General features: G+C 52.4%; 25 protein-coding genes. 5 read left to right on the top strand and 20 right to left on the bottom strand.

All coding sequences use genetic code 11. From position 1 onward, the window contains the following. Positions 1-9: 9 nt before the first annotated feature. Positions 10-435: a VOC family protein gene (locus PsW74_RS09710; protein ID WP_063286772.1), complete on the bottom strand. Its 426-nt coding sequence runs from the start codon at positions 433-435 to the stop codon at positions 10-12. Positions 436-607: 172 nt separating this feature from the next. On the opposite strand from PsW74_RS09710, the gene PsW74_RS09705 reads away from it, so the two are divergent. Beyond that, on the top strand, positions 608-1525 hold the full coding sequence (locus PsW74_RS09705; RefSeq protein ID WP_063286771.1) for a LysR substrate-binding domain-containing protein: 918 nt from the start codon (positions 608-610) through the stop codon (positions 1523-1525). A gap of 4 nt (positions 1526-1529) precedes the next feature. Here PsW74_RS09705 and rmuC read toward each other — a convergent pair whose 3' ends face one another. Continuing rightward, entirely contained in the window at positions 1530-2753 is a 1224-nt protein-coding gene (gene rmuC / locus PsW74_RS09700; RefSeq protein ID WP_208987916.1) for a DNA recombination protein RmuC, read from the bottom strand. Positions 2754-2985: 232 nt separating this feature from the next. Here rmuC and def point away from each other — a divergent pair, with 232 nt between their 5' ends. The 4 genes from def to truA all read left to right on the top strand — a co-directional run bounded on the left by def (position 2986) and on the right by truA (position 6168). Beyond that, a complete protein-coding gene (gene def, locus PsW74_RS09695) occupies positions 2986-3513 on the top strand; it encodes a peptide deformylase (protein WP_063286769.1) in 528 nt (175 codons plus the stop codon). A 139-nt stretch (positions 3514-3652) separates the two neighbouring features. After that, positions 3653-4591, top strand: coding sequence for a methionyl-tRNA formyltransferase (fmt, locus tag PsW74_RS09690; RefSeq protein ID WP_208981055.1), 939 nt, complete (start codon positions 3653-3655; stop codon positions 4589-4591). A 55-nt stretch (positions 4592-4646) separates the two neighbouring features. Next, complete coding sequence (locus tag PsW74_RS09685) at positions 4647-5186, top strand: N-acetyltransferase (protein ID WP_063286767.1); 540 nt, start codon at positions 4647-4649, stop codon at positions 5184-5186. 151 nt (positions 5187-5337) lie between these two features. After that, on the top strand, positions 5338-6168 hold the full coding sequence (gene truA / locus PsW74_RS09680) for a tRNA pseudouridine(38-40) synthase TruA (protein ID WP_063286766.1): 831 nt from the start codon (positions 5338-5340) through the stop codon (positions 6166-6168). 65 nt (positions 6169-6233) lie between these two features. Here truA and PsW74_RS09675 read toward each other — a convergent pair whose 3' ends face one another. The 18 genes from PsW74_RS09675 to PsW74_RS09590 all read right to left on the bottom strand — a co-directional run. Next, positions 6234-7052 carry a DUF2189 domain-containing protein gene (locus PsW74_RS09675; RefSeq protein WP_063286765.1) on the bottom strand — a complete coding sequence of 273 codons (819 nt, stop codon included), beginning with the start codon at positions 7050-7052 and terminating at the stop codon, positions 6234-6236. A 95-nt stretch (positions 7053-7147) separates the two neighbouring features. After that, positions 7148-7756 (bottom strand): hypothetical protein, encoded by a 609-nt coding sequence (locus tag PsW74_RS09670; protein WP_063286764.1) that lies wholly within the window; start codon positions 7754-7756, stop codon positions 7148-7150. Between the two features lie 24 nt (positions 7757-7780). After that, positions 7781-8950 (bottom strand): succinyl-diaminopimelate desuccinylase, encoded by a 1170-nt coding sequence (gene dapE, locus PsW74_RS09665; RefSeq protein ID WP_063286763.1) that lies wholly within the window; start codon positions 8948-8950, stop codon positions 7781-7783. Between the two features lie 102 nt (positions 8951-9052). Continuing rightward, positions 9053-9496 carry a DUF805 domain-containing protein gene (locus PsW74_RS09660; RefSeq protein ID WP_057464176.1) on the bottom strand — a complete coding sequence of 148 codons (444 nt, stop codon included), beginning with the start codon at positions 9494-9496 and terminating at the stop codon, positions 9053-9055. Between the two features lie 250 nt (positions 9497-9746). Further along, a complete protein-coding gene (locus PsW74_RS09655; RefSeq protein WP_063286762.1) occupies positions 9747-10796 on the bottom strand; it encodes a histone deacetylase family protein in 1050 nt (349 codons plus the stop codon). A 47-nt stretch (positions 10797-10843) separates the two neighbouring features. After that, positions 10844-11836, bottom strand: a complete 993-nt coding sequence (locus PsW74_RS09650; protein ID WP_063286761.1) for an aldose epimerase family protein — start codon at positions 11834-11836, stop codon at positions 10844-10846. A gap of 143 nt (positions 11837-11979) precedes the next feature. Further along, on the bottom strand, positions 11980-12489 hold the full coding sequence (locus PsW74_RS09645) for a TIGR02281 family clan AA aspartic protease (protein WP_208981677.1): 510 nt from the start codon (positions 12487-12489) through the stop codon (positions 11980-11982). Positions 12490-12653: 164 nt separating this feature from the next. Then, positions 12654-13316, bottom strand: a complete 663-nt coding sequence (locus PsW74_RS09640) for a phosphoribosylanthranilate isomerase (protein WP_063286760.1) — start codon at positions 13314-13316, stop codon at positions 12654-12656. A 171-nt stretch (positions 13317-13487) separates the two neighbouring features. Then, positions 13488-14117 carry a uracil phosphoribosyltransferase gene (gene upp, locus PsW74_RS09635; RefSeq protein ID WP_057464180.1) on the bottom strand — a complete coding sequence of 210 codons (630 nt, stop codon included), beginning with the start codon at positions 14115-14117 and terminating at the stop codon, positions 13488-13490. A gap of 127 nt (positions 14118-14244) precedes the next feature. Then, the gene (locus PsW74_RS09630) at positions 14245-15480 is read right to left on the bottom strand and encodes a DUF1688 family protein (RefSeq protein WP_063286759.1); all 1236 of its coding nucleotides are present in this window, start codon (positions 15478-15480) and stop codon (positions 14245-14247) included. Between the two features lie 243 nt (positions 15481-15723). Further along, the gene (locus PsW74_RS09625) at positions 15724-16725 is read right to left on the bottom strand and encodes an adenosine deaminase (RefSeq protein ID WP_063286758.1); all 1002 of its coding nucleotides are present in this window, start codon (positions 16723-16725) and stop codon (positions 15724-15726) included. Positions 16726-16728: 3 nt separating this feature from the next. Further along, positions 16729-17604, bottom strand: coding sequence for a phytanoyl-CoA dioxygenase family protein (locus PsW74_RS09620; RefSeq protein ID WP_063286757.1), 876 nt, complete (start codon positions 17602-17604; stop codon positions 16729-16731). 250 nt (positions 17605-17854) lie between these two features. After that, positions 17855-19075, bottom strand: coding sequence for a phosphopentomutase (locus PsW74_RS09615; RefSeq protein ID WP_063286756.1), 1221 nt, complete (start codon positions 19073-19075; stop codon positions 17855-17857). 99 nt (positions 19076-19174) lie between these two features. Continuing rightward, positions 19175-20491, bottom strand: a complete 1317-nt coding sequence (gene deoA, locus PsW74_RS09610; protein ID WP_057464185.1) for a thymidine phosphorylase — start codon at positions 20489-20491, stop codon at positions 19175-19177. A gap of 1 nt (position 20492) precedes the next feature. Next, positions 20493-21272 carry a deoxyribose-phosphate aldolase gene (gene deoC / locus PsW74_RS09605; protein ID WP_057464250.1) on the bottom strand — a complete coding sequence of 260 codons (780 nt, stop codon included), beginning with the start codon at positions 21270-21272 and terminating at the stop codon, positions 20493-20495. A gap of 14 nt (positions 21273-21286) precedes the next feature. Then, positions 21287-22093 carry a purine-nucleoside phosphorylase gene (locus PsW74_RS09600; protein ID WP_063286755.1) on the bottom strand — a complete coding sequence of 269 codons (807 nt, stop codon included), beginning with the start codon at positions 22091-22093 and terminating at the stop codon, positions 21287-21289. Positions 22094-22095: 2 nt separating this feature from the next. Next, complete coding sequence (cdd, locus tag PsW74_RS09595) at positions 22096-22500, bottom strand: cytidine deaminase (RefSeq protein WP_057464187.1); 405 nt, start codon at positions 22498-22500, stop codon at positions 22096-22098. 11 nt (positions 22501-22511) lie between these two features. After that, positions 22512-23279, bottom strand: a 768-nt coding sequence (locus PsW74_RS09590; RefSeq protein ID WP_244277854.1) for an ABC transporter permease, incomplete at its 5' end; no start/stop codon positions are given.

Below are 23279 nucleotides of genomic sequence, written 5' to 3'. Positions count from 1 at the left end.
GGGATCTACTCAGGTTGCGAAAATGTCAGAGTCACTGGCGAATGCCTTGAATTCGAGAGCATTGCCCGAGGGATCTTTGATGAAAAAAGTTCCCTGCTCTCCCGGTTGCCCTTCAAACCTGATTTTCGGTTCCAGCAACCATTCAATAGTTTCATGTGTTTTCAGTCGATCAGCAAGAACCTTCCATTCATCCATTGGCAAAACAACACCAAAATGAGGAATGGGAACTGCATCTCCATCAACAACACCAGTGACTCCAAGGGGAAATTGTGATTTTTCACGAAGGTGGGCGGACATTTGGTGTCCGAACAGGTCAAAATCGACCCACTTGCCTTCAAGTTCTCGGCCTTGCTTACACCCAAGCACGCCCATGTAGAACGTTTTGGTCTGTTCCAGATCATCAATCGGAAATGCCAGATGGAATGGACGCGCCATGTTCAGCCTCACCTTACTTGCAAATTAAAATCCGTATTCTGGTAGAAGCCCTGAAGGCCACTTACCTAGAATAGGCTCTATACCCAAAACTCATGCTGGAGTTGTTTTAAACTACGTAAAATCTCATAGATAGACCAACGACAGTCACATAGACATGAGTTAAACTCATAGTATGAGCCGACATAGTCTATCGATCACTTCGCAAATCCTTTCCGTTCTTCCCGTTTTCGATGCAGCAGCGCGTCATGGGAGCTTTACCCGGGCAGCACGGGAGCTTGGCATCACGCAAGGGGCTGTGTCCCGCCGCATTCAGAATTTGGAAGAGCAGTTGGGACTGGTGCTGTTTTCGCGTCAGGGGAAAACGCTTGCACTTACTCAAGACGGGTTGCTGCTGAGCCAGAAGGCAAAGAATGCGTTGAAGCTGGTTGAGGATCTTGAGCATGAATTGAAGGGGTCTGTTTCAGGTCAGCTGCGTATCGGGACGCTACCCTCACTTGCCAATCTCTGGTTCATGGAGCGGATCAAAGGCTTTAAGCAGGTCTATCCCGCCATCAGCGTTGATCTTGTTACCATCCCAGCCGACTTTTCAGCTGGTCATAAAGATCCGGTCAACTGGGATCCTTCCAGTGTGGATGTGGCGCTTACTGTGGGCCGTGGCAGTTGGCCTGCTCTGGAGAGCTTCCGGATTTGTGATGAAGAGATGGTTCTGGTCTGTCACCCAAGCCTGTTGGGGGATACCCAGCCGGAGAGCATAAAAGATCTTCTGTGTCTCCCCCGCCTCATTCACTCCACACGCCTAGGCAGTTGGGAATACTGGGCGGAGGCACACAAGCTTTCAAGCTACTTGCCCGGAGACACCTCCCTCTCCTTCGAACATTTCTTCATGGTATTGGAGGCTGCGCGTCAGGGCCTTGGCCTTGCCTTGCTTCCTTCTTTGCTCATTGAGAAAGATCTGGCGGATGGGACGCTGATCGAGCCAGTCCCTGCACGGCATATGACGGGGAACACCTATTACATTGTTGGGAGTTCAGCTGCCTGGAGGCGTCCGGCAGTGGCTGCCTTACGTGATCATCTTCTACAGAGCGAATAGGCGCTTACCGCCGGTCAAACTGAAAGGGTGATGGCAACTCATCTTCTGCAAGGTGTGTTGTTTGTGGGGCTTGTGATGCAGCTGAGGAGACGTGATCTGTTGCTTTACCGCCCAATTGCATCTCATCAATCTTGCGAGCCCGATTCCCGATTTTGTCGCCTGAGATCATAATCTGGTCCAGATCTTTGTTGGTCTGGGCAAAATGGGTTTGCAGTTTGGAGACACGCTCTGTCAGACGGCCAACATCCAGCAGGAGCTTACCAACTTCAGCCTGAATGAAGTGAGCCTGTTCACGCATGCGGGCATCGCGCAGTACAGACTGGATCACCTGCACAGCAAGGACAAGCAGAGACGGCGATACGATGACCACACGCAGGCGGTGGGCTTTCTGCGTCAGGTCCGGGAAACCTTCGTGGATCTCCGCAAAAAGGCTTTCGGAGGGAACGAACATCAGCGCTGTGTCTTGTGTCTCACCTGGAAGCAAGTACTTGCCTGCGATATCTTCCAGATGCTTGGAGATATCCTTTCGGAAGCGAGCGGCAGCTTCTTTCAGGTCTTGCTTGGTTTCGGCATCTTTGATTGCAGCAAAAGCTTCCAACGGGAATTTGGCATCCACCACCAGCGGTGGTGCACCCGTCGGCATATGGATCAGGCAGTCGGGCCGCGAGCGGTTGGAGAGTGTGCTTTGAAACGAGAAGCTTGTTGGCGGCAATGCGTCATCAATGATTGCCTCCATACGCCCCTGGCCAAATGCGCCGCGGGTTTGCTTGTCGTTCAAAACCATCTGTAGGTCAGTCACCTGCCCTGCCAGCTCACCCATGGTTTTGTTCGCTTTGTCGAGCAGTGCCATACGTTCTTGCAGGCCCGTGAGGCTGGCGTGGGTTTGGCGATGGGTTTCCAGAACAGACGCACCCAGCGTTTTTCCAAGACCATCCAGACGATCATTCACCACACGCATGAGATCTGACTGACGGGAGCCAAACACTTCCGCCATGGTTTGCATGCGGCCTGTCATTTCACCCTGAGATCGCACCAGATTTGCCAAGGCAGCTTCGGTGTCCTCTGCCCGCTTTTGCTCCAGCACCGATGTACCACGCACTCTGTTCAGTTTTGCGCGCAGGCTCATGATCCAGATGAGCAGCAAAAGGAAAAAAAGGCCTCCAGTAACTATGGTTGCCTGAATATATGAGAGGGTGAATGCACCGTATGTGAAGACTGTCTGTTCCATGAAACAAACATAGAACACTTTGCAAGACCGCGATACCTCTCAGCTTTCTTGGATGCACTGCAACCCACATCCTTCAATTGATGGGGAGTATCCATTAAATGCTGCTAGCCAAAAGCCTATAGTCAACGACTTGGCAAAGTTCTCATAAGAGGATATGAAGCCTAAACAACACTATCAGCTGGCCTCACGTTGAGCAGACAGCTTTGCAACGAGAACAACTTCAAAAGTAATTATGACGATTCGCGAGATAAAATTTGTCCCGGAAAACTGCCTTCGCGAGAAGTGCGCTCCGATTGAAGACATCAACGACGAAATCAGAAAACTTGCCGACGATATGCTGGCGACCATGTATGACGCGCCGGGCATTGGCCTTGCTGCAAGTCAGATTGGCGTTTTGAAACGTATGTTCGTTCTTGATGTTGCAGAGCGCGAGAGCGAAGAAGACGATTCCGTCGAGAAAGAGCCAATGGTGTTCATCAACCCAGAGATCACGTGGTCATCTGAGGAGAAGAGCACTTATCAGGAAGGTTGCCTGTCCATTCCTGGCGTTTACGAGGATGTTGAGCGCCCAAGCGAAGTGCGCGTTTCCTTCCTCAACATCGACGGTGAGAAGCAGGAAATTGAAGCTGGCGGTTTGCTGGCTACCTGCATTCAGCACGAGCTGGACCATCTGAACGGTGTGCTGTTCATCGATTACCTGTCCCGACTGAAGCGTGACCGGATCGTGAAGAAGATGATCAAGCAGGCAAAACAAGCCTGATCAACTCAGTACTGCAAGCTGAATAAGCGGCCTTCTTTGGAGAGCCGCTTTTTTTGTTGTTTTTTCCTTGTCCTTCCCTACCAGCTGACGCATTAAGTCTGGAACACAAGAATTACAGCCAGGCAGGTCAGCTATGTCATTGCGCGTCATCTTTATGGGTACTCCTGATTTCTCCGTTCCAACTCTCTTTGAGATCGTCGGGCAAGGTTGGGATGTGGTCGCTTGTTACTCGCAGCCCCCACGCAAGGCCGGACGCGGTATGGAGCTGAAGAAGACGCCGGTTCATGAAGCTGCTGAAAGCCTTGGCATTCCTGTCTTTACGCCAACCTCCCTGAAAAGCGAAGAGGAACAGGAACGGTTCCGCTCGTTTGAAGCTGATGTCGCTGTTGTTGTGGCCTATGGCCTGTTGCTGCCAAAAGCCATTTTAGAAGGCACTGAGCACGGCTGTCTGAATGGCCATGCCTCTTTGCTTCCACGCTGGCGCGGTGCTGCGCCGATTAACCGGGCGATCATGGCTGGCGACAAGGCATCTGGCATTCAGGTGATGCAGATGGAAGAAGGGCTAGATACTGGCCCTGTGTGCATGTCTGAAACCGTTGCGATTACTGAAGACATGACAGCAGGCGAGCTGCATGACCGTCTGTCTGCTTTGGGCGGTGATTTGATGATGCGCGCGCTGTCTGCTCTGTCTCGTGGTGGTCTTGGTGCTACGCCTCAACCTGAAGAGGGCGTGACCTACGCCAAGAAGATCCAGAAGAGCGAGACGCGCATTGACTGGTCTTTGCCAGCTGAGCAGGTGCACAATCACATTCGCGGCCTTTCTCCATTCCCCGGCGCATGGTGTGAGATGGATTTGGGCGGCAAGAACCCTGAGCGCGTGAAAATCCTGCGCAGCAGTGTCGCTGAAGGTTCAGGCGTTGCTGGAGAGGTCCTGGTTGTTGATGAGACCACGCTGACGATTGCGTGCGGTTCTGGTGCGATCAAGCTGGTTCAGGTTCAACGAGCGGGCAAAAAGGCGATGTCTGCTGATGAATTTTTACGTGGCTCTAAGCTTAGTGCCGGAGACACGGTTTCCTGACCCTGTTTAATCAGATAGGCTTTTCTTAAGAAACATCAGGAAGCACGGAGGCATCATGGTTGAGTTCCACCAGATTGGAGAGGATCAAGTTGGTCTCCGTACGCCTGAAAAGAATGACGAGCCTGCGATTTTGTCTTTGCTCGTCAAAGCCTTTGGGCAGAGCAACGAAGGACGCCTGGTTGAGCGACTGCGTGCTTGTGGTGCGCTGGTTCTTGAACGAATTGCGACGGACGATGACGGTAAGCTGCTCGGCCACCTTGCATTTTCCCGTGTGACGGGAACGGGAGAAGGACACCGCCTGAAAATCAGCTGCCTTGCACCGGTTTGCGTTGATCCATCCTCTCAAAACAAAGGTGTTGGCACAAAGCTCATTCAGGAAGCATTGGATGACTTGCAGGGACTGGGGGAAGACCTGGTTCTGGTGTTAGGGGCTCCTGATTACTACTCCCGCTTTGGTTTTGACAGCGAGCTGGCAAAGAAGGTGCAAGGACCCTATGCCGGGTCAATCTTCATGGCATTGCCTTTTACGCAGGCGGGACGAGAAGACCTGCCGGTTGAGGTTACCTATGCCACACCTTTCCGAGAGTTCGAGTAGGTTCCTTTACGCCTCACTGTCGGGTCTGGCCTTGCCCATTCAAATCTGATAGTACAGCGCAAATTTCAGAGATATCCTGCAGGTTCATGCCTGCCTCACGCCCTGCAAACTGGCTTACAGTCTGCTTGCCTAACCTTTGCAAAGAACAAGAATGCCGCGTTACAAAATTACCATTGATTATGACGGACGCCCTTTTGTAGGCTGGCAGCGTCAGGACAACGGGCCGACAGCCCAGGGTGTTATTGAGCGCGCAATCAAGTCCTTCACGGGTGAGACAGTGACCATTGGCGGTGCCGGACGCACGGACTCTGGTGTGCATGCGACCGGTCAGGTGGCGCATCTGGACCTTGCAAAGGATTGGCCTGCAGAAACCGTGAAGAATGCGCTGAACTTTCATGCGCAACCGGACCCTGTTGCTATTCTGGCTTGTGAAAAGGCAGGTCTGGGCTTTGATGCCCGGTTTTCAGCAATCCGCCGTCATTATCGCTTTAAGATCGCAAACCGTCTTGAGCCGCTGACACACGACCTTGGGCTGGCATGGCATGTGAAGCCAGAGCTGGATGCAGAGGCCATGAACGACGCTGCGCAAGTGCTGCTGGGTCATCATGATTTCACGACCTTCCGCCATACGCGTTGTCAGGCGAAGAGCCCGTGGAAGACGATGGAGCGCATCTGCGTATATCGTCAAGGCTATCATGTCTTCCTTGAATGCAGCTCCCGCTCCTTCCTGCACAATCAGGTTCGTTCCATGGTGGGTAGCCTTCGTCTTGTGGGTGAAGGCCGCTGGACTAAGGACGATCTGAGAGCAGCACTGGAAGCCTGTGACAGACAGGCGTGCGGCCCTGTTGCCGTGCCTGAGGGGCTGTATCTTACGCAGGTCGATTATCGCACCCCGGAAGAGGATGAAGCGTCGTTCCTTGCCTATCAGGACAGCTTGAAAAACGTTGGTGCTGATGAAGCCCCAGCGGATGAAGAAGACTAAGTCTCTCTTCATTCCGTTAAGTCGTTAGGAAACCGGAGGCCGTCCACCTCCGGTTACACAAGGTCTTACTTTTCTTCGAATGACACGACCCGTTTGTAAAGATGCCATGTTGTGTGGCCGAGCACTGGCAATGTAACCAGCAAGCCAACAAACATAGGGATCATTGAAGCCATCAATATCGCTGTGATGAGCAATCCCCAGCCTACCATGATCACCGGGCTTCCCGTCACCACCTTGAAGCTTGTGATCATTGCAGTCACAAAATCCACTTCCGTGTCCAGCAGCATCGGGAATGACACCACACTGACTGCGAACAGCAGCATGGCGAAAAACGCTCCGACAAGGTGACCAGCCAACAGAAACAGGAGACCATCAGAGGTCTCAAAGATCGTCTGCGCAAACTGCAGAAATGTGCCGTAGCCCTGCATTCCCAAAAAGAGGGCCAGCAACAGGTGGACCTTAAACATCCATAGGAACTGGATGAAGATGACGACAAAGGCCATCCAGGCAATTTCACCGCGGCGTTGCTCCCACATCAGCGTAAACAGGCCGCTCATGCGCGGTGTCTCGCCTGCCTGCAGTCGTCTGGAAACCTCATAGAGCCCTAAAGCTGCAAATGGTCCCAGAAGCAGGAAGCCACAGGCCAGTGGGTAGCTGATGTAGCTCATGTCCACCCAGAACGAGAGCAGCGTGACCAGTACCCCTCCGACGACAAAGAAGGCGCCAAAGGTCAGGCCAATAACAGGCGTCTTCACAAAGTCCAGAATTCCAAGCTTCAGGGAGCTTGTTATATCCTCCAGAGTAACCTGACGCACGATCGGTTTCGCCAGTTTGTGCTGTGAGTTTTGCGCACCCGCAGGCACAGTCAGATGATTGTCTGACATTCCGTCCCTCCCAATTTTCCTCCACGTTAAGTGTGCGCGGAAACTGGGATGAGCGCTACTGAAAATTTAAAGGGGTGCGTGAAAAATAGGTATTATTACGCAAATAGTCGGTCAAGCGACGCACTGATCAGGATGGAAAGCACCAGATCCAGAACCACCAGACCAATCGAGATTGAGAAGCTGCAGTCCCCTGCAACACGGGCAATCTGGAATCTGTACCACAGCACCCACCCGATGATCGGGAAGGTCAACATGATCAGCAGTTCTGAGGGAATGAGCCCCGCCATATAAAGCAGATACAGCAGCGTCTGCGGGAGCAGGATGATGAGCGTGCTCCAGTTGCGGACGATGATGTATGGTCCGTAGTTGCGTTTCAGCCCCAACGATCCAGCGAGAAGCCCAACAACGATCGGGAATGTGATCCAGTCGACAAACAGGGAGAGGAATTTACCGAAATACAGCTGGAAGCCCCCAGCAACCATCTCAGTGCTCTCTTGTCCCTGCGTGGTGAAATGCTCAACCATCAACGCATGCTCTGCGATCAGACTCAGCAGATAGAACGGAAGCAGGAGGAAGATGACCAGAAAGGAGCGCCAGAAGCCATCTGCAGACAGATCAAACTGCTGCAACGCTTCCGTCTCGCCCTTCATGATCCTCCAGGATGCAATGCAGGACTGGCGAATTTCCTGTGTGCCAAGAACCATCACAACACCCTGTTCCTTATTAGCTTATGCCTGAAAGTAATCTTGCAGGAAGCGGAGGTAAATGTCTGCGAGCTGCTCGATGTCAGCCACAGCAACGTGCTCATCAACTTTGTGCATGGTCTGACCAACAAGGCCGAACTCAACTACAGCACAATAGTTCTTGATGAAGCGTGCATCTGAGGTTCCGCCGCCAGTGGACAGCTCTGGTGTGCGACCAGTGACCGTCTTGATGGAATCAGACAAGGTCTGGATCAACGCTTCATCATGAGTCAGGAAGCTGTCGGTGGCTTCTCTGGCAAACTCTATGCTCCAGTCGAGGCCGTCCGGGGCCGCATCATTTAAAAGCTTCTCGATGTGCTGGCTCAGTGAGCTGACAGACCATTGATCGTTGAAGCGAATATTGAATTTCGCCATGACGTGGGCTGGAATGACGTTGGTTGCGGTGTTGCCAACATCAACAGTTGTGATTTCCAGATTGGATGGCTGGAACCGCTCGTTGCCTTTGTCGAGCTTAACCTCAGCAACGGCACTCAGTAGCTTGAGCATGCCTGGGACCGGATTGTCCGCAAGATGTTGATAGGCAACGTGGCCTTGAGTTCCGTTGACTTTGACAGTGCCCGTCAGTGACCCGCGGCGGCCAACTTTGATCGCATCTCCCAGCGCATCCGGATTGGTTGGTTCACCAACAATGCAGGCATCGAACACATGTCCCTGCTCTTTGGCCCATTCCAGCAGTTTAACGGTGCCATTGATTGCCGGACCTTCTTCATCGCCTGTGATCAGGAAGGAGATTTGGCCGGGAATTCCATCTGGATGCGCTTTAACATAGTCGATTGCAGCAGCGGCAAACGCTGCTACGCCGCCTTTCATATCTGCGGTTCCGCGTCCATGAAGCATGCCATCTGCGATGGTGCCGTCGAACGGACCGTGGGTCCAGGCTGCTTCATCTCCAACTGGCACAACATCAGTGTGGCCTGCAAACACAAAGTGTGGCTTGCCTGAGCCAATGGTTGCAAACAGGTTCTCGATGTCGGGTGTGTTCTCATCGGAGAACATCACACGGGAGACGTTGAAACCGGCGTCAGCGAGCAGCTTTTCAAGCGTGGTGAGAGCACCACCTTCAGCTGGGGTGACACTTGGACAGCGGATTAGGTCGCGGCAGATCTGTACCGCAGGAGAAAGCGTATCAGTCATGCCTCGAGATTTAGCTGTGCTGTGCCTGATGGTCAATCACGAGTTGCCAGCACTTCGTGATATTCACTGGCACATAGCAACGCAAAATCTCAACATAAACGCTTATTTTTTACGTTGTAATGGGCGGGTGTTGGATGCCGGACCGTATTTATTCGGGCCTTCCTGGCTCTTAAGGAAACCAACAATGATTGGCACCAGAAGGTTCAGGAATGGCAAGAAGAGTGTCAGCGCAACGAAACCAGTGACACCGCGGTCCTGTAACCGTTTGATCACCAGCATGAACACCATAAAGTTTGCGATAAGCAGCAAGGGGTACAGCAGCGGATTCGTGGTCAGCAGGTCACTGTAGGCCTGTGCCAATGTGAGATCTGATGTTCCGTTTTCGATATAGGTGTCGGCAAGCGAACTTGTGGCGACATTCACTGCGATGGATAAAACACAGAAGATCAGTGCCGTTGCCAGCCAGTAGACGCCTTTGGAGATGCGTCCAAACGGATTGCAAAATAACCACAGAAGGCTTGTTTTTCTTAGATTTTGCTCTGGCATTCTTTGATCACTTAAAGCAGCCGCCTTTCGTCAGACTGGCTGTGCTGCTCTAATCCCTCGTGGTCTCGCGTGTTGTTATCCGTAAACCGTTCCCCACCTTACGGGAATACGCTTTAAGAAATTTCAGTTCGCAAGGATGTACGCATATTGTGGGCCGCTTTCAAGAGGGGCATTGCGGCAAGACACAAGTGGCGGGAAAGATCTTTCCCCGTCACTACATAAAACATAGGTTTCTGAGCGTGTTAGCTGATTAGGAGCCAACCTTCACAGTATCGAGATATCCGCTTAGTGCTTTGGTGCAATTGATGCCCAGATCCCCAACAGCGTATCCGCCCTCCATCACAAACAAGGTTGGCTTACCTAGTTTGGCAATGCGGGCACCGATTTTTGTGAAATCATCCGTCTTCAGCTTAAACTGAGAGATCGGATCATTCTCATACGGATCCATGCCCAGAGAGACTATGATGACATCCGGCGCAAACTTCTCGATGGAGTGGCAGGCGTCTTCCATCGCCTCCTCCCACTGAGCCCATGCAGTGCCGTGTGGCAGAGGATAATTGTGATTGTACCCTGCGCCCTCTTTCAAGCCCCGCTCATTCGCATGGCCGAGATAATAAGGAAACTCAACCTTCGGGTCTGCATGGATGGAGAGGAACTGCACGTCAGCGCGGTCATAGAAGATTGCCTGAGTACCGTTGCCATGGTGGTAATCCACGTCAAAGACCGTGACCTTGGCAACGCCTTGATCTCGCAGGTATTGCGCGGCAATCGCTGCATTGTTCAGGAAGCAATAGCCACCATAAAGGCGACGGTGTGCGTGGTGCCCCGGAGGACGACAGAGTGCGAAGGCGGAGTTATCACCTGACAGGATCAACTCCGCCCCTGTCAGAGCGGTTTCCGCACTTTTGCGCGCTGCGACCCATGTGTGTTCGCCCATGGGCGAGCCAGCATCGAACGAGTAGAAACCGAGCTTGCCGTCAATGTGATCGGGCACAATGTCATGTCTGAGACCATGTACGGGCCAGACGAACGGGAAGACCTCTTCTACTGTGCGCCCTTCTGCCAGCCAAAGCTTCCAGAAATCCTGCAGAAAGGTGACATAATCTGCATCATGTACCTTGAGGATTGGGTCCAGAGAAAACTCATTTGATGTAAGCACCTCACCGAACTGCGCTTTTTTGAGGTGCGCAAGAACAATTTCGGCACGAGACGGGATCTCATTGGCAGGAACCAACTGCCCATCAGAGATTTCTTTGGTCGGGGCATGCAACAGCTGATCAGGTGAGAAAATGGTCTTCACTGTTATCGTCCTTTACAACAACTGATGTGCTGTCTCTCCTTTGCACATCAGATGAAACGGTACTCGGTTACTTGTAGATAGTGCTCAGTGGGTTGAAGCGTGGAACACGCAAATTCTTCGTGGTTTGGGCTGTCTGGCCAGCATTGAGGTTCCAGACACAGGCCTGCTCTTGGGCCATACATTTTGCCGCCAAAGCCCGGAACCGGGGTATTGAGGGAACTGCCGTCATAGAACTGGATGCCGGGCTCTGTTGACCAGACTTCCATCTTGAGCTCGGTCTCAGGTTCAAACACCACAGCGGATAGCTCAGGCTTTTTCAGACGGAACTGCCTGAGGCAGAAATTGTTATCGAAGCGTGAATCCTGTGCGTCGGCAATCTCGCGCATCTCACGGAAATCATAGGATGTTCCCGCGACATCAACGATTTCACCAGTCGGAATCAGCTGATCAGAAACAGGGAGGAAAGAGCGCGCCGGGATTATGATCTGATGCCTGGTAACATCCTCATGATCGCCTAGATTGAAGTAGCTATGGTGCGCCGGATTCAGCAGGGTTGGCTTGTCTGTGGTGCCGGAAAACTCAATGCGCAGCGTGTTGTCTTTGGTCAGGGTATAGCGGCAGGTGATCTGGACAGTGCCCGGGTATCCCTCTTCGCCATCCGGAGATTCCAAAGAGAGTAAAACGCTGTCCTCGCTGGCTTCTTCAATGGTCCAGATCCGATGGGCGAAGCCTTTGTGCCCGCCGTGCAGGTGATGTCGTCCGCCTTCGTTCACAGAGAGCTGAAATTCTTCAGAGCCAATTGAGAAACAACCGCTTGCAATGCGGTTAGCGCAGCGGCCTGCAGTCGCGCCCATGTGCGGGGAGTGGAGTTCATAGTCGCGCAGATTGTCAAAGCCGAGTGTCAGGTCGCGATCTCCCAGCTGCAGTCTGCGAACTGTGGCGCCATAGGTGAGGATGCTTGCGGTAAGGTTGCCGCCATGCAGTGTCACTTCTTTGACAATTTCCCGGTTTTCCAGTTCACCGAAATCACGAATAGCCACTGCTTTCCCTTTCCATTGCAGACCTGCCTCCCCTCAGGTCATTCATTCCATACCAACCTCCTATGAAACGAGAATTAGTACAAGCAAGACAAAAGGATACCGCCAGTCTAAGAGCAGCAGAAAGCAGGGTTTATTTTTTTTGGTTATCTTGGCGCGATCACGAGTTCTTTATTGCCGAGCGTGATTTTGCCAAGCCTGTTCAACGCAGACATCCCTAAAAGCACCTGTGAGAGCGCTTCATCTTTAAGGATTAGGCTTTTAACGTTGCGTATATGAATTGAACCCAAATAGAGATTTGAAATAGAGGCTGATGCCCCCGACGTGATGCCGTTTGCTGTGCGCACTTCAACAGTGAAATCTTCGTTGCGCACCCTTATGCCAGCCTTACGTGCGATGCTGTAAGGTATGGCGAGCAAACTTGCACCCGTATCAATCAGAGCTGAGGTCTTGTGACCATTGATCTTGATGGTCGCCATGAAGTGGCCGTTGGGAGACTTGCGGATTCTGGTGATGCGTTTTGAGGTTTTCTGAGGCTCGTTTACACTCTGAGATTCGTGCACCTCAACGACGCCCAGCAAGCGCTCTTCGAGCACCTTGGGCACAATCAACGCGACACAAATGACGACAACCATGACCCAGATATAACGTTGCACGTGCGCCCCCACATCTTCTGGGCACCACAACATCCCGGTCTTTCGCCGTGTTCAGAGATCACTCAGTGTTTTGCCCATTACTTTTCATAGGTATACAGCCGAGCCGAAGAAAAAGGCAAGAATTCTAATTAAAAACCTAAGATTTCCGGAGATCTACCTAGAACTCAGGTACAGGCGATTGCCGCAGCAAATTCTGACAGTCGAGTTCGGTTGAGGCGACCATTCACGCGTACGCCGCTGCAAACATCTACGCCGTAGGGTTTTACAGTCTCAACTGCTTCGATGATGTTCTGAGGGGTCAGCCCACCGGCAAGGAATACCGGAATATCGAGCTTCTCGACAATATGGCGGCTTAGATCCCAGTTGTGCGTTCGGCCTGTTCCGCCGAGTTCGTTTTCTGAAGGGCGGCCTGAATCGAGCAGAACCGCATCTGCAACGCGGCTATATTCCTGCGCGATTTCAAAGGAGTACTCGTCTTCGACATGAACAACTTGCACGATGCGTGTGCAGGCAGGCAGGTCCAGACGCAGTTCCTGATATTCGCCTGGGTCAATTGGTTTGACAATTTGAACCGTGTTGGTGCCGCAGGTGAGCACATGTTCGACGATGTCTTTTGCAGTGGTACGTGATGTGAGGAGCCAGGTTGCTACAGCTGGTGGGACTTGCCGGGCAATATTGAGAATGAGGTCATCTTCGATCACACCGGGACCGGACGGCATGTGGGCAACAAGACCGACAGCATCGGCGCCGCAAGCAACAGCGGTGGCTGCTTCACCCGAAGTTGAAATACAGCAAACCTTCAAACGGGTACGAGCTTTATTAGGCATTCCATCATCCCCTTGCGCGCATGACCTTACAACACGGTCTACACCTCATAAAGGACGAATACACAGTTTTGAGATGCGTATCGTCTCCGGTATTTCTGTCTGTATTTCTTGAGGATGCCTTCAAGAAAAAAGCGCCAGACCTGATGCCTGACGCTTCTAAACCAAGAAAGTTTATTTTGTACCGTACATCCGGTCACCAGCATCACCGAGACCCGGGATGATGTAGCCCTTTTCGTTGAGCTTTTCATCGATGGAGGCGGTGTAGATTGGCACGTCAGGATGTGCTTCGTTGAAGCGCGCAACACCTTCAGGAGCAGCCAGCAAGCAAACGAACACCATGTTCTTTGCGCCGCGCTTCTTCAGGCGGTCTACAGCGGAAATTGCAGAGTTTGCGGTCGCCAGCATTGGATCAACAACGATCACCAGACGCTCTTCCAGCTCCTGAGGCGCTTTGAAGTAGTATTCAACGGCTTCAAGGGTCTTAGGATCGCGGTAGAGACCGATATGCGCAACGCGCGCAGACGGGATCAGCTCAAGCATGCCTTCCAGCAGGCCGTTACCAGCACGCAGGATGGAGGCGAAGCAAAGCTTTTTACCAGCCAGAACCGGTGCATCCATTTCAGCAACTGGTGTCTCGATGGACTGGGTGGTCATCTTCAAATCGCGTGTTACTTCGTAGCACAGCAACAAAGAGATTTCGCGCAGCAAGCGGCGGAAGTCCTGCGTCGGGGTTGTTTTTCTCCGCATGTGGGTCAGCTTATGCTGGACCAGCGGGTGTGCGATTACGGTTGCGCCGGACATCGTGTTCCTCTTTTTCAACCCAGTCGGGTCTTTTATATGCAGCTGCCTTTTGTCAGCATGTACATGGCAGTGCGTGTCTTAGTTAGGCACCTGATATTCTCGGGTGCAATTGACGAAAGGTTATAGATCAAAAAACGGTTCCATCACTGATAATCATCAGGGGTGGAGATCCATCACCTCGTTTTTCAAGGGCAATTTGTCGTCCTGCAGCCCAAGACCCACCTTCCAGCACACATGCCAGTGGAAGCTGGTCCCGGGAGACAGACAAATCTGCCCGAATCCAATCCGCGAGCTTATCGAGAAGAGCGATCGTGAGCGCTCTCCATTCAACAACCAGCTCGCTGCTTACTTCGTGTTTGTTCAGGGACTGCTTTTGATCTTTCAGGCGCAGCACGCCCGTGTCCAAAAACAGTCCGCCATTGCGATGCTCAGCAAGGCCAGTCAAACCATCAATGTTTGTCATCTCAATACCAGCCCACGACAGAGGTTCAACTAAAGAATAAGCAATCCATTGAGAAAGTTTGTGAAGAGGGACAAGATTGGTGGTTTTGTCCTGAGTTGTGACTTTGGAATGACGCCAAGTGTCTCCAAGGATCACACCATCGATCTGCTCACGATTGGGCCAGATCGGCCCTAATCCATCCAGAACCAGCTCCAGAATCCGTTCTGCATCCAGAGGGCCCGTTTGCCCTTCCTCATAGAGGATATCGAAGAGACCGCCCGGACGTGGCTCGTCTTCTTTACCAAACAGATCATCACGAAGAGAAACAGCCTCTCCCAGACGGTTCAGCAAAGACAGTCGCCCATCCAGCCCGATGAGCTGGTTCTTCTCTGTGATTTGTAAGCCTTCTGCGAGTTCATCCTTGTCCAGACGGAACAAGGTGATGGCATCTGCCCTGAGTGGGTCCAGCGGCTCGTGAGAAAAGAAACCAGCCGAGAACATGGCCAGTGAACCAATCGCCAAACCCTCAGAATGCTTGAAGGTCTCATTGGTGATTGCTTCGCGATACGTCCAGTGTTCACCAGCGGCGGCATCCAGCAGCGCTGAAACAATCGCCAGATCGCAAGCTGCACGGCCCATGCCCTGCACATCAGAAAAGCGTCGCGCACCAGCCAGCATTCCCCAACGGTCTATGCCACCGGTCTCAAACTGGCGCCAGCGGGCATGAAACGGAATTTGCCGGTCTGGATAGGTGTTGTCGGTCGCAGCGAGTGTTCTGCGGGCAGCTTCTGCAAGGTGAGACAGATCAACAGCAAAATGCTCAAGTTCGCCCTGCAATCCCAGCTCCAAAAGCATATGTGAGCGTTCACGAACTGCTTTTGCGTTGAGCAAGGACAAAGCCTGCGATGCTTGCATCTCCATCTTCGTCGGTTCCTATCGTTTTGCCTGTTGAGGCCTGTAAAGCACTCGTATTTCTGGTTTGCCGGAGTGGGCCTTATGCAACGTCTGCCCCGAAGCTTAAAATGCCCCAGTGATCTTCGCTATAAAGCCCGCACCTTTTTATGAAGGTACGGGCTTTTTGCAATCTATGCTCTGAGGTTTTGAGCATAAGAAACCCGGCTATGCCAGTTTTCCTGCTTATGCACACTCAACTCAAGCAAAAACTCATGCTTCTTCAGTTAAAGTGTCCAAACGCTTTAGAAGAACAGCACGGGTTTCCTCATCAACAAACGCCGCTTCCAGCGCATTCTTTGTGATGGATTTCTGGATGTCACGCGTCCAGCCAAACACACGAGATGTTTCAACATACTCGTGTCCAAGCGTTGTGTGGAAGAATGGCGGATCATCGGAATTGAGGGTGATACGCACACCTGCCTGACGCAGCATGTTTACCGGGTGGAAGCGCAGGTTTGAATAGACACCGAGCGCAATGTTGGAATGTGGGCACACCTCAAGGGTAATTTCCTCATCCACCAGACGCTGGACCAGCGCGTCGTCTTCTACGGCACGCACACCGTGACCAATACGGGTGATCTTCAGGTAATCCAGTGCATCACGCACGCTTTCAGCACCACCGAACTCACCAGCATGGGCTGTGAGGCCGAGACCAGCTTCACGGGCCATAGCGAAGGCTTTTTCGAAGTCCTTTGCCGGGCCAATGCGCTCGTCACCAGCCAGACCGAAGCCTGTTACCATTGGGTGTGGGTTGTCGATGACGGCCTTGACTGCGCCTTCAACGGATTCAGCACCTTCATGACGCACACCGAGAGGAACCAGACGGCCTTCGATGCCTGTGTCAGCTTTTGCGCGTTCCAGACCGGCTATGAGGCCTTCCAGATAGGAGTTGTAGCTCAGGCCTGCTTTGATTGCATGATCAGGAGAGATAAACACCTCCGCATAGATCACACCTTCAGCTGCCAGCATCTTGTAGTAGGTTTCAGCCAGTTCTGCGTAGTCGCCCGGGCGGCGGAACAGAGATGCTGCAACATCGTACTGCTGAATAAAGGTGGTAAAGTCATGCCAGCTGTAGGCTCCGTTGGTGTCGAACAGATCACCCAGATCTACATCATAGCGTTGAGCCAGCTTTCTTACGAGCGTTGGAGGTGCTGCACCTTCAATGTGGCAGTGCAGTTCGGCACGTGGCACCACGTTCTGCTTTGGTCTCATTTCTTAAAATCCGTGCATTGGCTTGTCTTTAGCCCGAACAATCCAGTTGTCATCCGACCATTTTGCGGTTCCGTCTACCATATGTACAGCATAGGCATGGCGGGACTTATCAGAGCGGTTCGGAGCAGATTTGTGCGGCACAAGTCCGTGAAGGATAACAAGGGTCCCTTTGGGGGCAACAAGTGGCGCCGCATCATCTGCAGATTTTTCGAGTGGGGTTTCGTCTAGGGTCTCCATCACAAGGCCTTCGCCGTTGTAATGGAAGCGTTTGCGAAGCGGTCCTTGATGACCACCTGGAACGCCATACAAACCACCGTTGGTTTCATCCGCATCTTCCAAAGCGAACCAGAAGCCTGTGCAGGTCAACGGCGCTGTGTGGAGGAATGTGGAGTCCTGATGGTTGTTTACTTCTCCGCCGATGTGAGGCGGTTTGAAGATGTACATGGACTGAGCAAGCAGTGGCTCTGTCAGTCCGATATCTTTGGCCACGCGTTCCATTTTCGGGGAGCGTGAAAACTGTTCAAACACAGGATCATAGTCATGCAGGGCATGGCCGACTTTGTTCAGTGCCTGATGTTTGTCTTTGGTCAGAGCACCATTTTCGTCAAATGCTTCTGCCTCGAAGAAGAAACGGATTTTATCACCGCTTTCACGGAAATAAGCGTCCTTCGCATGCGTTTGCGCATTGGTCTCAAACACTGACGCGACTGTTGACGGGTCAAACTCGTCAATCAGGTGAGCCATGCGTGTTTTCAACTGATCGCACTCTTCCGGCGATGCAAATCCTTCAAGAACGAGGAAGCCGTCCTCTTCAAACGCCTGCTTCATCTCAGGCGTTAAGCTTCCATCTTGCTGTGCAGTAAACGTGCGAGCCTGCATGCTGCATTCCCCTCTCATGTAACACGACGGATGCCTCTCCCAGCATCCTCAGAGCATGCCGCGTTCCTTTAAAGTCACGCATCATGCTCTAACATTTTTATTGGAGTGAATTCTTGCCGTTTGATTGTGTCCAAACAAACGGAACGCACTCTAACAATTGCAAATCATAGGCAATTCAGAAATATATCGCGGTACACTAAACCGGGCAAACAATGCTTGCCCGGCTTATTTTCAAAATTTCCTACTGGATCTACAGAAAACTATTTCCGTTTTCGCCAGTTGAAATTCCAAGATGTTTGGCAACGGACTCGCCCATATCAGCGAAAGTCGGGCGTTTTCCGATGTTGGAACCCTTCTCGCCTTTCACCAGAGCCAGTACAGGAACATGCTCACGTGTATGGTCTGTGCCTTTCCAGGTTGGGTCACAACCGTGGTCGGCAGTCAGAATGAGCAGGTCGCCGTCGTTCATCTTTTCGATCATCTCTGGCAGGCGCTTGTCGAAGTGTTCCAGAGCTGCGGCATAACCCGGCACGTCACGGCGGTGGCCGTAGAGCATGTCGAAGTCAACGAAGTTGGAGAACACGAGGTCTCCGTCTTTCGCCAGATCCATTGCTTCCAAAGTGCGGTCAAAGAGCTGATCGTTGCCAGCGCCCTTCAGCAGTTTGGTGATGCCCTGTGCTGCATAAATATCGGAGATCTTGCCGACAGCAATCACCTGACGACCAGCATCTTCCAGACGATCCAGAACAGTTGGAGCCGGTGGCAGAACAGAATAGTCGCGACGGTTTGAAGTCCGCTCAAAGCCTGCTTCAGCAGAGCCCTCAAACGGACGGGCAATCACACGACCGATGTTGTATTCGTCTACCAGTGTGCGGCACTTCACGCAGAGATCCAGCAGGCGCTCAAGGCCAAAGCTCTCTTCGTGTGCAGCGATCTGAAGAACACTGTCCGCAGAGGTGTAGATGATTGGCTTGCCGGTTTTGACGTGCTCTTCACCGAATTCCTCGATGACAACAGTGCCAGAACCATGCGTCAGACACAGAACGCCCGGCAGTTCACCAACTTCGATGATCTTTTCGATCAACTCAGCAGGGAATGACGGGTTTTCATCCGGGAAGTAGCCCCAGTCGAATGTGACTGGTACGCCAGCAATTTCCCAGTGACCGGATGGTGTGTCTTTGCCGTTGGAAACTTCAGCAGCAAAACCCCAATGGGATTCTGGCGTGCCGGAGAAATCCAGACCTTTAATGTCTTTACCAGTGGATGCACGAGCGGCAGCACCCAGTCCAAGACGATCCATGTTTGGCAAGGAGAGAGGACCGCTGCGCAGACCTTCTTTATCGCCTTTACCTTCTGCACATGCATCGGCAATGTGACCAAGGGTGTCGGAGCCGACATCGCCAAACTTGTCAGCGTCGTCGGCTGCGCCGATACCGAAGCTGTCGAGTACACACATAATTGCGCGTGGCATTCGCGTTTCCTTAGTTTTTGGAGGACAGCTCTCAATCAGATAATTGTCTGCTCAAAAGAGGTGAGAGGCTGTCCTGCCAGTTAATTATTGCTGCGCAGATTAAGGCGCAATACGGTCACGGATTGTGTCGAACTCTTTAACGTCCGCTGCAGAACCGAAGGTGTAAGCATCACGCAGAACTTTCTCTGCACGCTCTACCTGATCTTCGGTGTGTGCGTGGATGACGGCGATTGGAGTTTCGCTGTCTACGGAAGTCCCAACACCAGCGATGTCTGTGAGACCTACAGCAGGATCGATTTCATCCGCTGCGGCACGACGACCACCACCAAGTTCAACAACTGCGAGACCAACTGCACGTGCATCAACACCAGTCACCAAAGATGCTTCTGGCACATGAATTGCGCGCTGGATCGGAGCCTTTGCAAGGTATGCTTCCGGCTTCTCCATGAAGTCGTTTGGACCACCGAGTTCACCGACCATCTTGCCGAAGAGTTCAGCTGCCTTACCGGAGGTGAAGGCTTCTTCCATCTTCTTCTTACCGTCATCAACAGAGTCAGCAAGACCTGAGTTGGCAAGACCTTCTGCACCAATTGCAACGGTCACATCCCACAGACGATTGTCAACGTGGGTGCCTTTCAGGAAGTCTACAGCGTTCTGAACTTCGATCGCGTTACCAGCTGCAGATGCCAGAGACTCGTTCATATCTGTGAGCAATGCGGTGGTTTTAAGACCTGCACCGTTTGCAACAAGAACGAGGCTTTCAGCCAGAGCTTTCGCGTCTTCGTAGTTCGCCATGAATGCGCCGGTGCCCCACTTAACGTCGAGAACCAGAGTTTCAAGGCCAGCCGCCAGCTTCTTGGACAGGATGGACGCGGTGATGAGATCAATGCTCTCAACAGTCGCGGTCACGTCACGAATACCGTAGAAGCGCTTGTCAGCAGGTGCGAGGTCACCAGTCTGGCCGATGATCGCACAACCAACTTCACGAACAACCTTGCGGAACAGTTCGTTGGATGGTTTTGCGGAGTAGCCCGGAATGGTTTCCAGCTTGTCCAGAGTACCGCCGGTGTGGCCGAGGCCGCGACCGGAGATCATTGGAACAGCAGCACCGTTTGCAGCAAGTGCAGGTGCAAGCATCAGAGAAACGTTGTCGCCAACACCACCCGTGGAGTGCTTGTCAACGACTGGTGCGCCGATGTCGGACCAGTCAAGAACGTCACCGCTATCACGCATGCCGAGTGTCAGTGCAACACGCTCGTCAACACTGAGACCCTGGAAGAACACGGCCATTGCCAGAGCAGCAACCTGTCCTTCGGTTACGCTGTTATCAGTGATGCCCTTTACAAAGAACTGAATTTCTTCAGCTGTCAGGACTTCGCCTTCACGTTTCTTACGAACGATTTCTTGAGGAAGCATATCAGTAGGTCTCTTTAGTGTCGTTATCACGGCCTTCGATGCCAGCGAGCACTGCATCAAGCAGGCCACTTGCGCCGAAACGGAACGTTGCTGAGGATACCCAGTTGCTGCCCATCAAGTCGTCAGCCAGTTTCAGGTATTCAGCTGCTTCTTCTACAGTGCGCACACCACCAGCTGGCTTGAAGCCAACAACGCGGTGATCTTCCTTGGAAGTTTCACGCAGTACGTTGAGCATGATTTCCGCAGCTTCGAGAGTTGCGTTGACTTCCACTTTACCTGTTGAGGTTTTGATGAAGTCTGCACCCTGTGCAATTGCAATTTCAGAAGCCAGGTGGATCAAACGAGGATCCTTCAGCTCACCGGTTTCAAGGATAACCTTGAGCTGTGCTGGAGCAGGAATTGCGCCACGAACCTGTTTGATCTGATCTTCAGCGAAACCACGACGGCCTTCTGCGAATGCGCGATATGGCATAACGAGATCAACTTCGTCCGCGCCGTCAGCAACAGCCTTTTTGGTTTCTTCGATCACTGCTGCGGTGTCTTCACCGCCAGCAGGGAAGTTCACAACAGTCGCGATGCGAACTGGAGAGTTCTTCAGAAGCTCAGCAGCCTGCTTTACAAAGCGAGGCCAGATGCAGATGGCTGCAGTGTGACCGTAAGGTGTAGTTGAGCGCTCAATAAGTGCTGCTACATCTTCTGCAGTGCAGTCATCATTCAGGTTGGTTAGATCGATAAGTCCTAGAGCACGCTTTGCTATTTCTTTTGTTGATGCTTCGGTCATTTTGCCAGTTTCCTTCAAGCCATGTTTTTGAGGAAGGCACGCAAAATCTTTTTGATCTTGGCCGCTCCAAGCGGGGCCATTTCCTTGGTTTCATCATGAGAGAGGCCGTGGGCTTGTAGGCCAGCTCCCATATTGGTGATGGTGGAGATTGCTGCGACGCGCATGCCGAGGAAGCGAGACATAATCACTTCCGGTACAGTGGACATGCCAACGGCATCAGCACCGAGCACCTGAGACATGCGAATTTCTGCCGGAGTCTCGAAAGACGGGCCGGAGAACCACATGTAGACGCCCTCTTCGAGGTCTTCACCAGTTTCAGCAGCTGCTTTTTTGAGCTGCTCACGAAGCTCTGGATCGTATGCGGCGGAAAGATCGAGGAAACGGCTCTCGTCTTCTTCGCCGATGAGCGGGTTCAGACCAGACCAGTTGATGTGGTCATTGATCAGCATTGGAGAACCCGGCTTGATATTTTCACGCAGGGAGCCTGCAGCGTTGGTTGCAACGATTGTGTCACAGCCAAGTGCTTTGAGGGTCTCAAGCGGAGTGCGCATCACGGATGGGTTGCCGCTCTCATAGTAGTGTGCACGACCGGACAGAATAACAACCGGGACACCTTCCAGAGTGCCTGCAACCAGCTCACTTGCGTGCGCGGTAACAGAAGAGACAGGGAAACCGGTGAGACGGTTGTAAGACACGCGAACCGCGTCTTCCACTTCGTCAGCCAGAGAACCCAGACCAGAACCGAGGATCATCCCAACTTTATAATCACCTGGGCGAGCAGCGCGTACAATTTCCGCTGATTCCTTACCAAATCCGCTCATAATCAATCCTCAATCTGTTCATTCAATTCAAAGCCAGCAGGCAGCAGTTCTTCCATGGTGAAGGTTTTACGCAGACCTTCGAGGTTCGCGACATGGATTTTGATCTGCTTGTTGCTTGCAAATTCAGAAAGTTTTTGACGACACCCACCGCATGGTGTGCACAGCGCGGCGTCTGCCAGCACTACAACTTCATTGATCTTGGTGGAGCCACCGCGGATCATTGCCGCGATTGCTCCGCCTTCAGCACAGGTGCCTTCCGGGTAGGCGCCGTTTTCGACGTTACACCCGGAGACGACTTTGCCATCAGTGGTGAGCAATGCAGCGCCCACCTTGAAGTTGGAGTATGGCGCATAGGCGGTTTCTCGTGCCGCCTTTGCTTCTTCAAAAAGTTTGTCAAATGCGCTCATTATTATTGTCCTTATGTACGCTCTTTAACATATGGGATACCAGATGCTTTCGGTGGGATTGCGCGACCGATAAAGCCGGCAAGAAGAACCACAGTCAGCACGTAAGGCAGAGCCTGGAAGACCTGAACAGGCACTTCACCAATTCCAGGAATTTCCTGGCCCTGAAGACGGATTGCCAATGCATCTAGGAAACCAAAGAGAAGGCATGTGAACATGGCGTTCACTGGCTTCCACTTTGCAAAGATAAGAGCTGCCAGAGCAATAAAGCCCTTGCCCGCACTCATATCTTTAATAAATCCGGCGCCCTGAGCAACAGACAGGTAAGCACCAGAGAACCCGCAGAGAATACCACAAATGATTGTCGCACGGTAACGTAGCAGTGTTACTGATAGACCTGCTGTATCAGCTGCGGAAGGGTTCTCGCCTACTGCACGAAGACGCAGACCAAAGCGGGTTCTGAAAATGATCCACCAGGTCAACGGTACAGCAGCGAAAGATGCATAAACCAAAATGTTGTGACCAGAGATCAGATTGGCATAGATCGGACCCAGCACAGGCACGTTTGCCAGAGTGTCGGCGAATGGTAGCGTGAGGCTTTCAAAGCGGGTTGCCGGAGACAGAGCCGGTGTTCGTCCACCTTGAGAGAACCATGCCTGCCCCAGCAATACGGTCAGACCAGCTGCAAGGAAGTTGATCGCCACACCGGAAACCACCTGGTTGCCGCGCTGACTGATAGATGCATAACCGTGCACCAATGCCAGCATAACGGAAACCATGAT

This window comes from Pseudovibrio sp. W74 (assembly GCF_001623085.1).
Taxonomy (GTDB): Bacteria; Pseudomonadota; Alphaproteobacteria; order Rhizobiales; family Stappiaceae; genus Pseudovibrio.
This window is presented reverse-complemented; position numbering and strand designations above follow the sequence as displayed.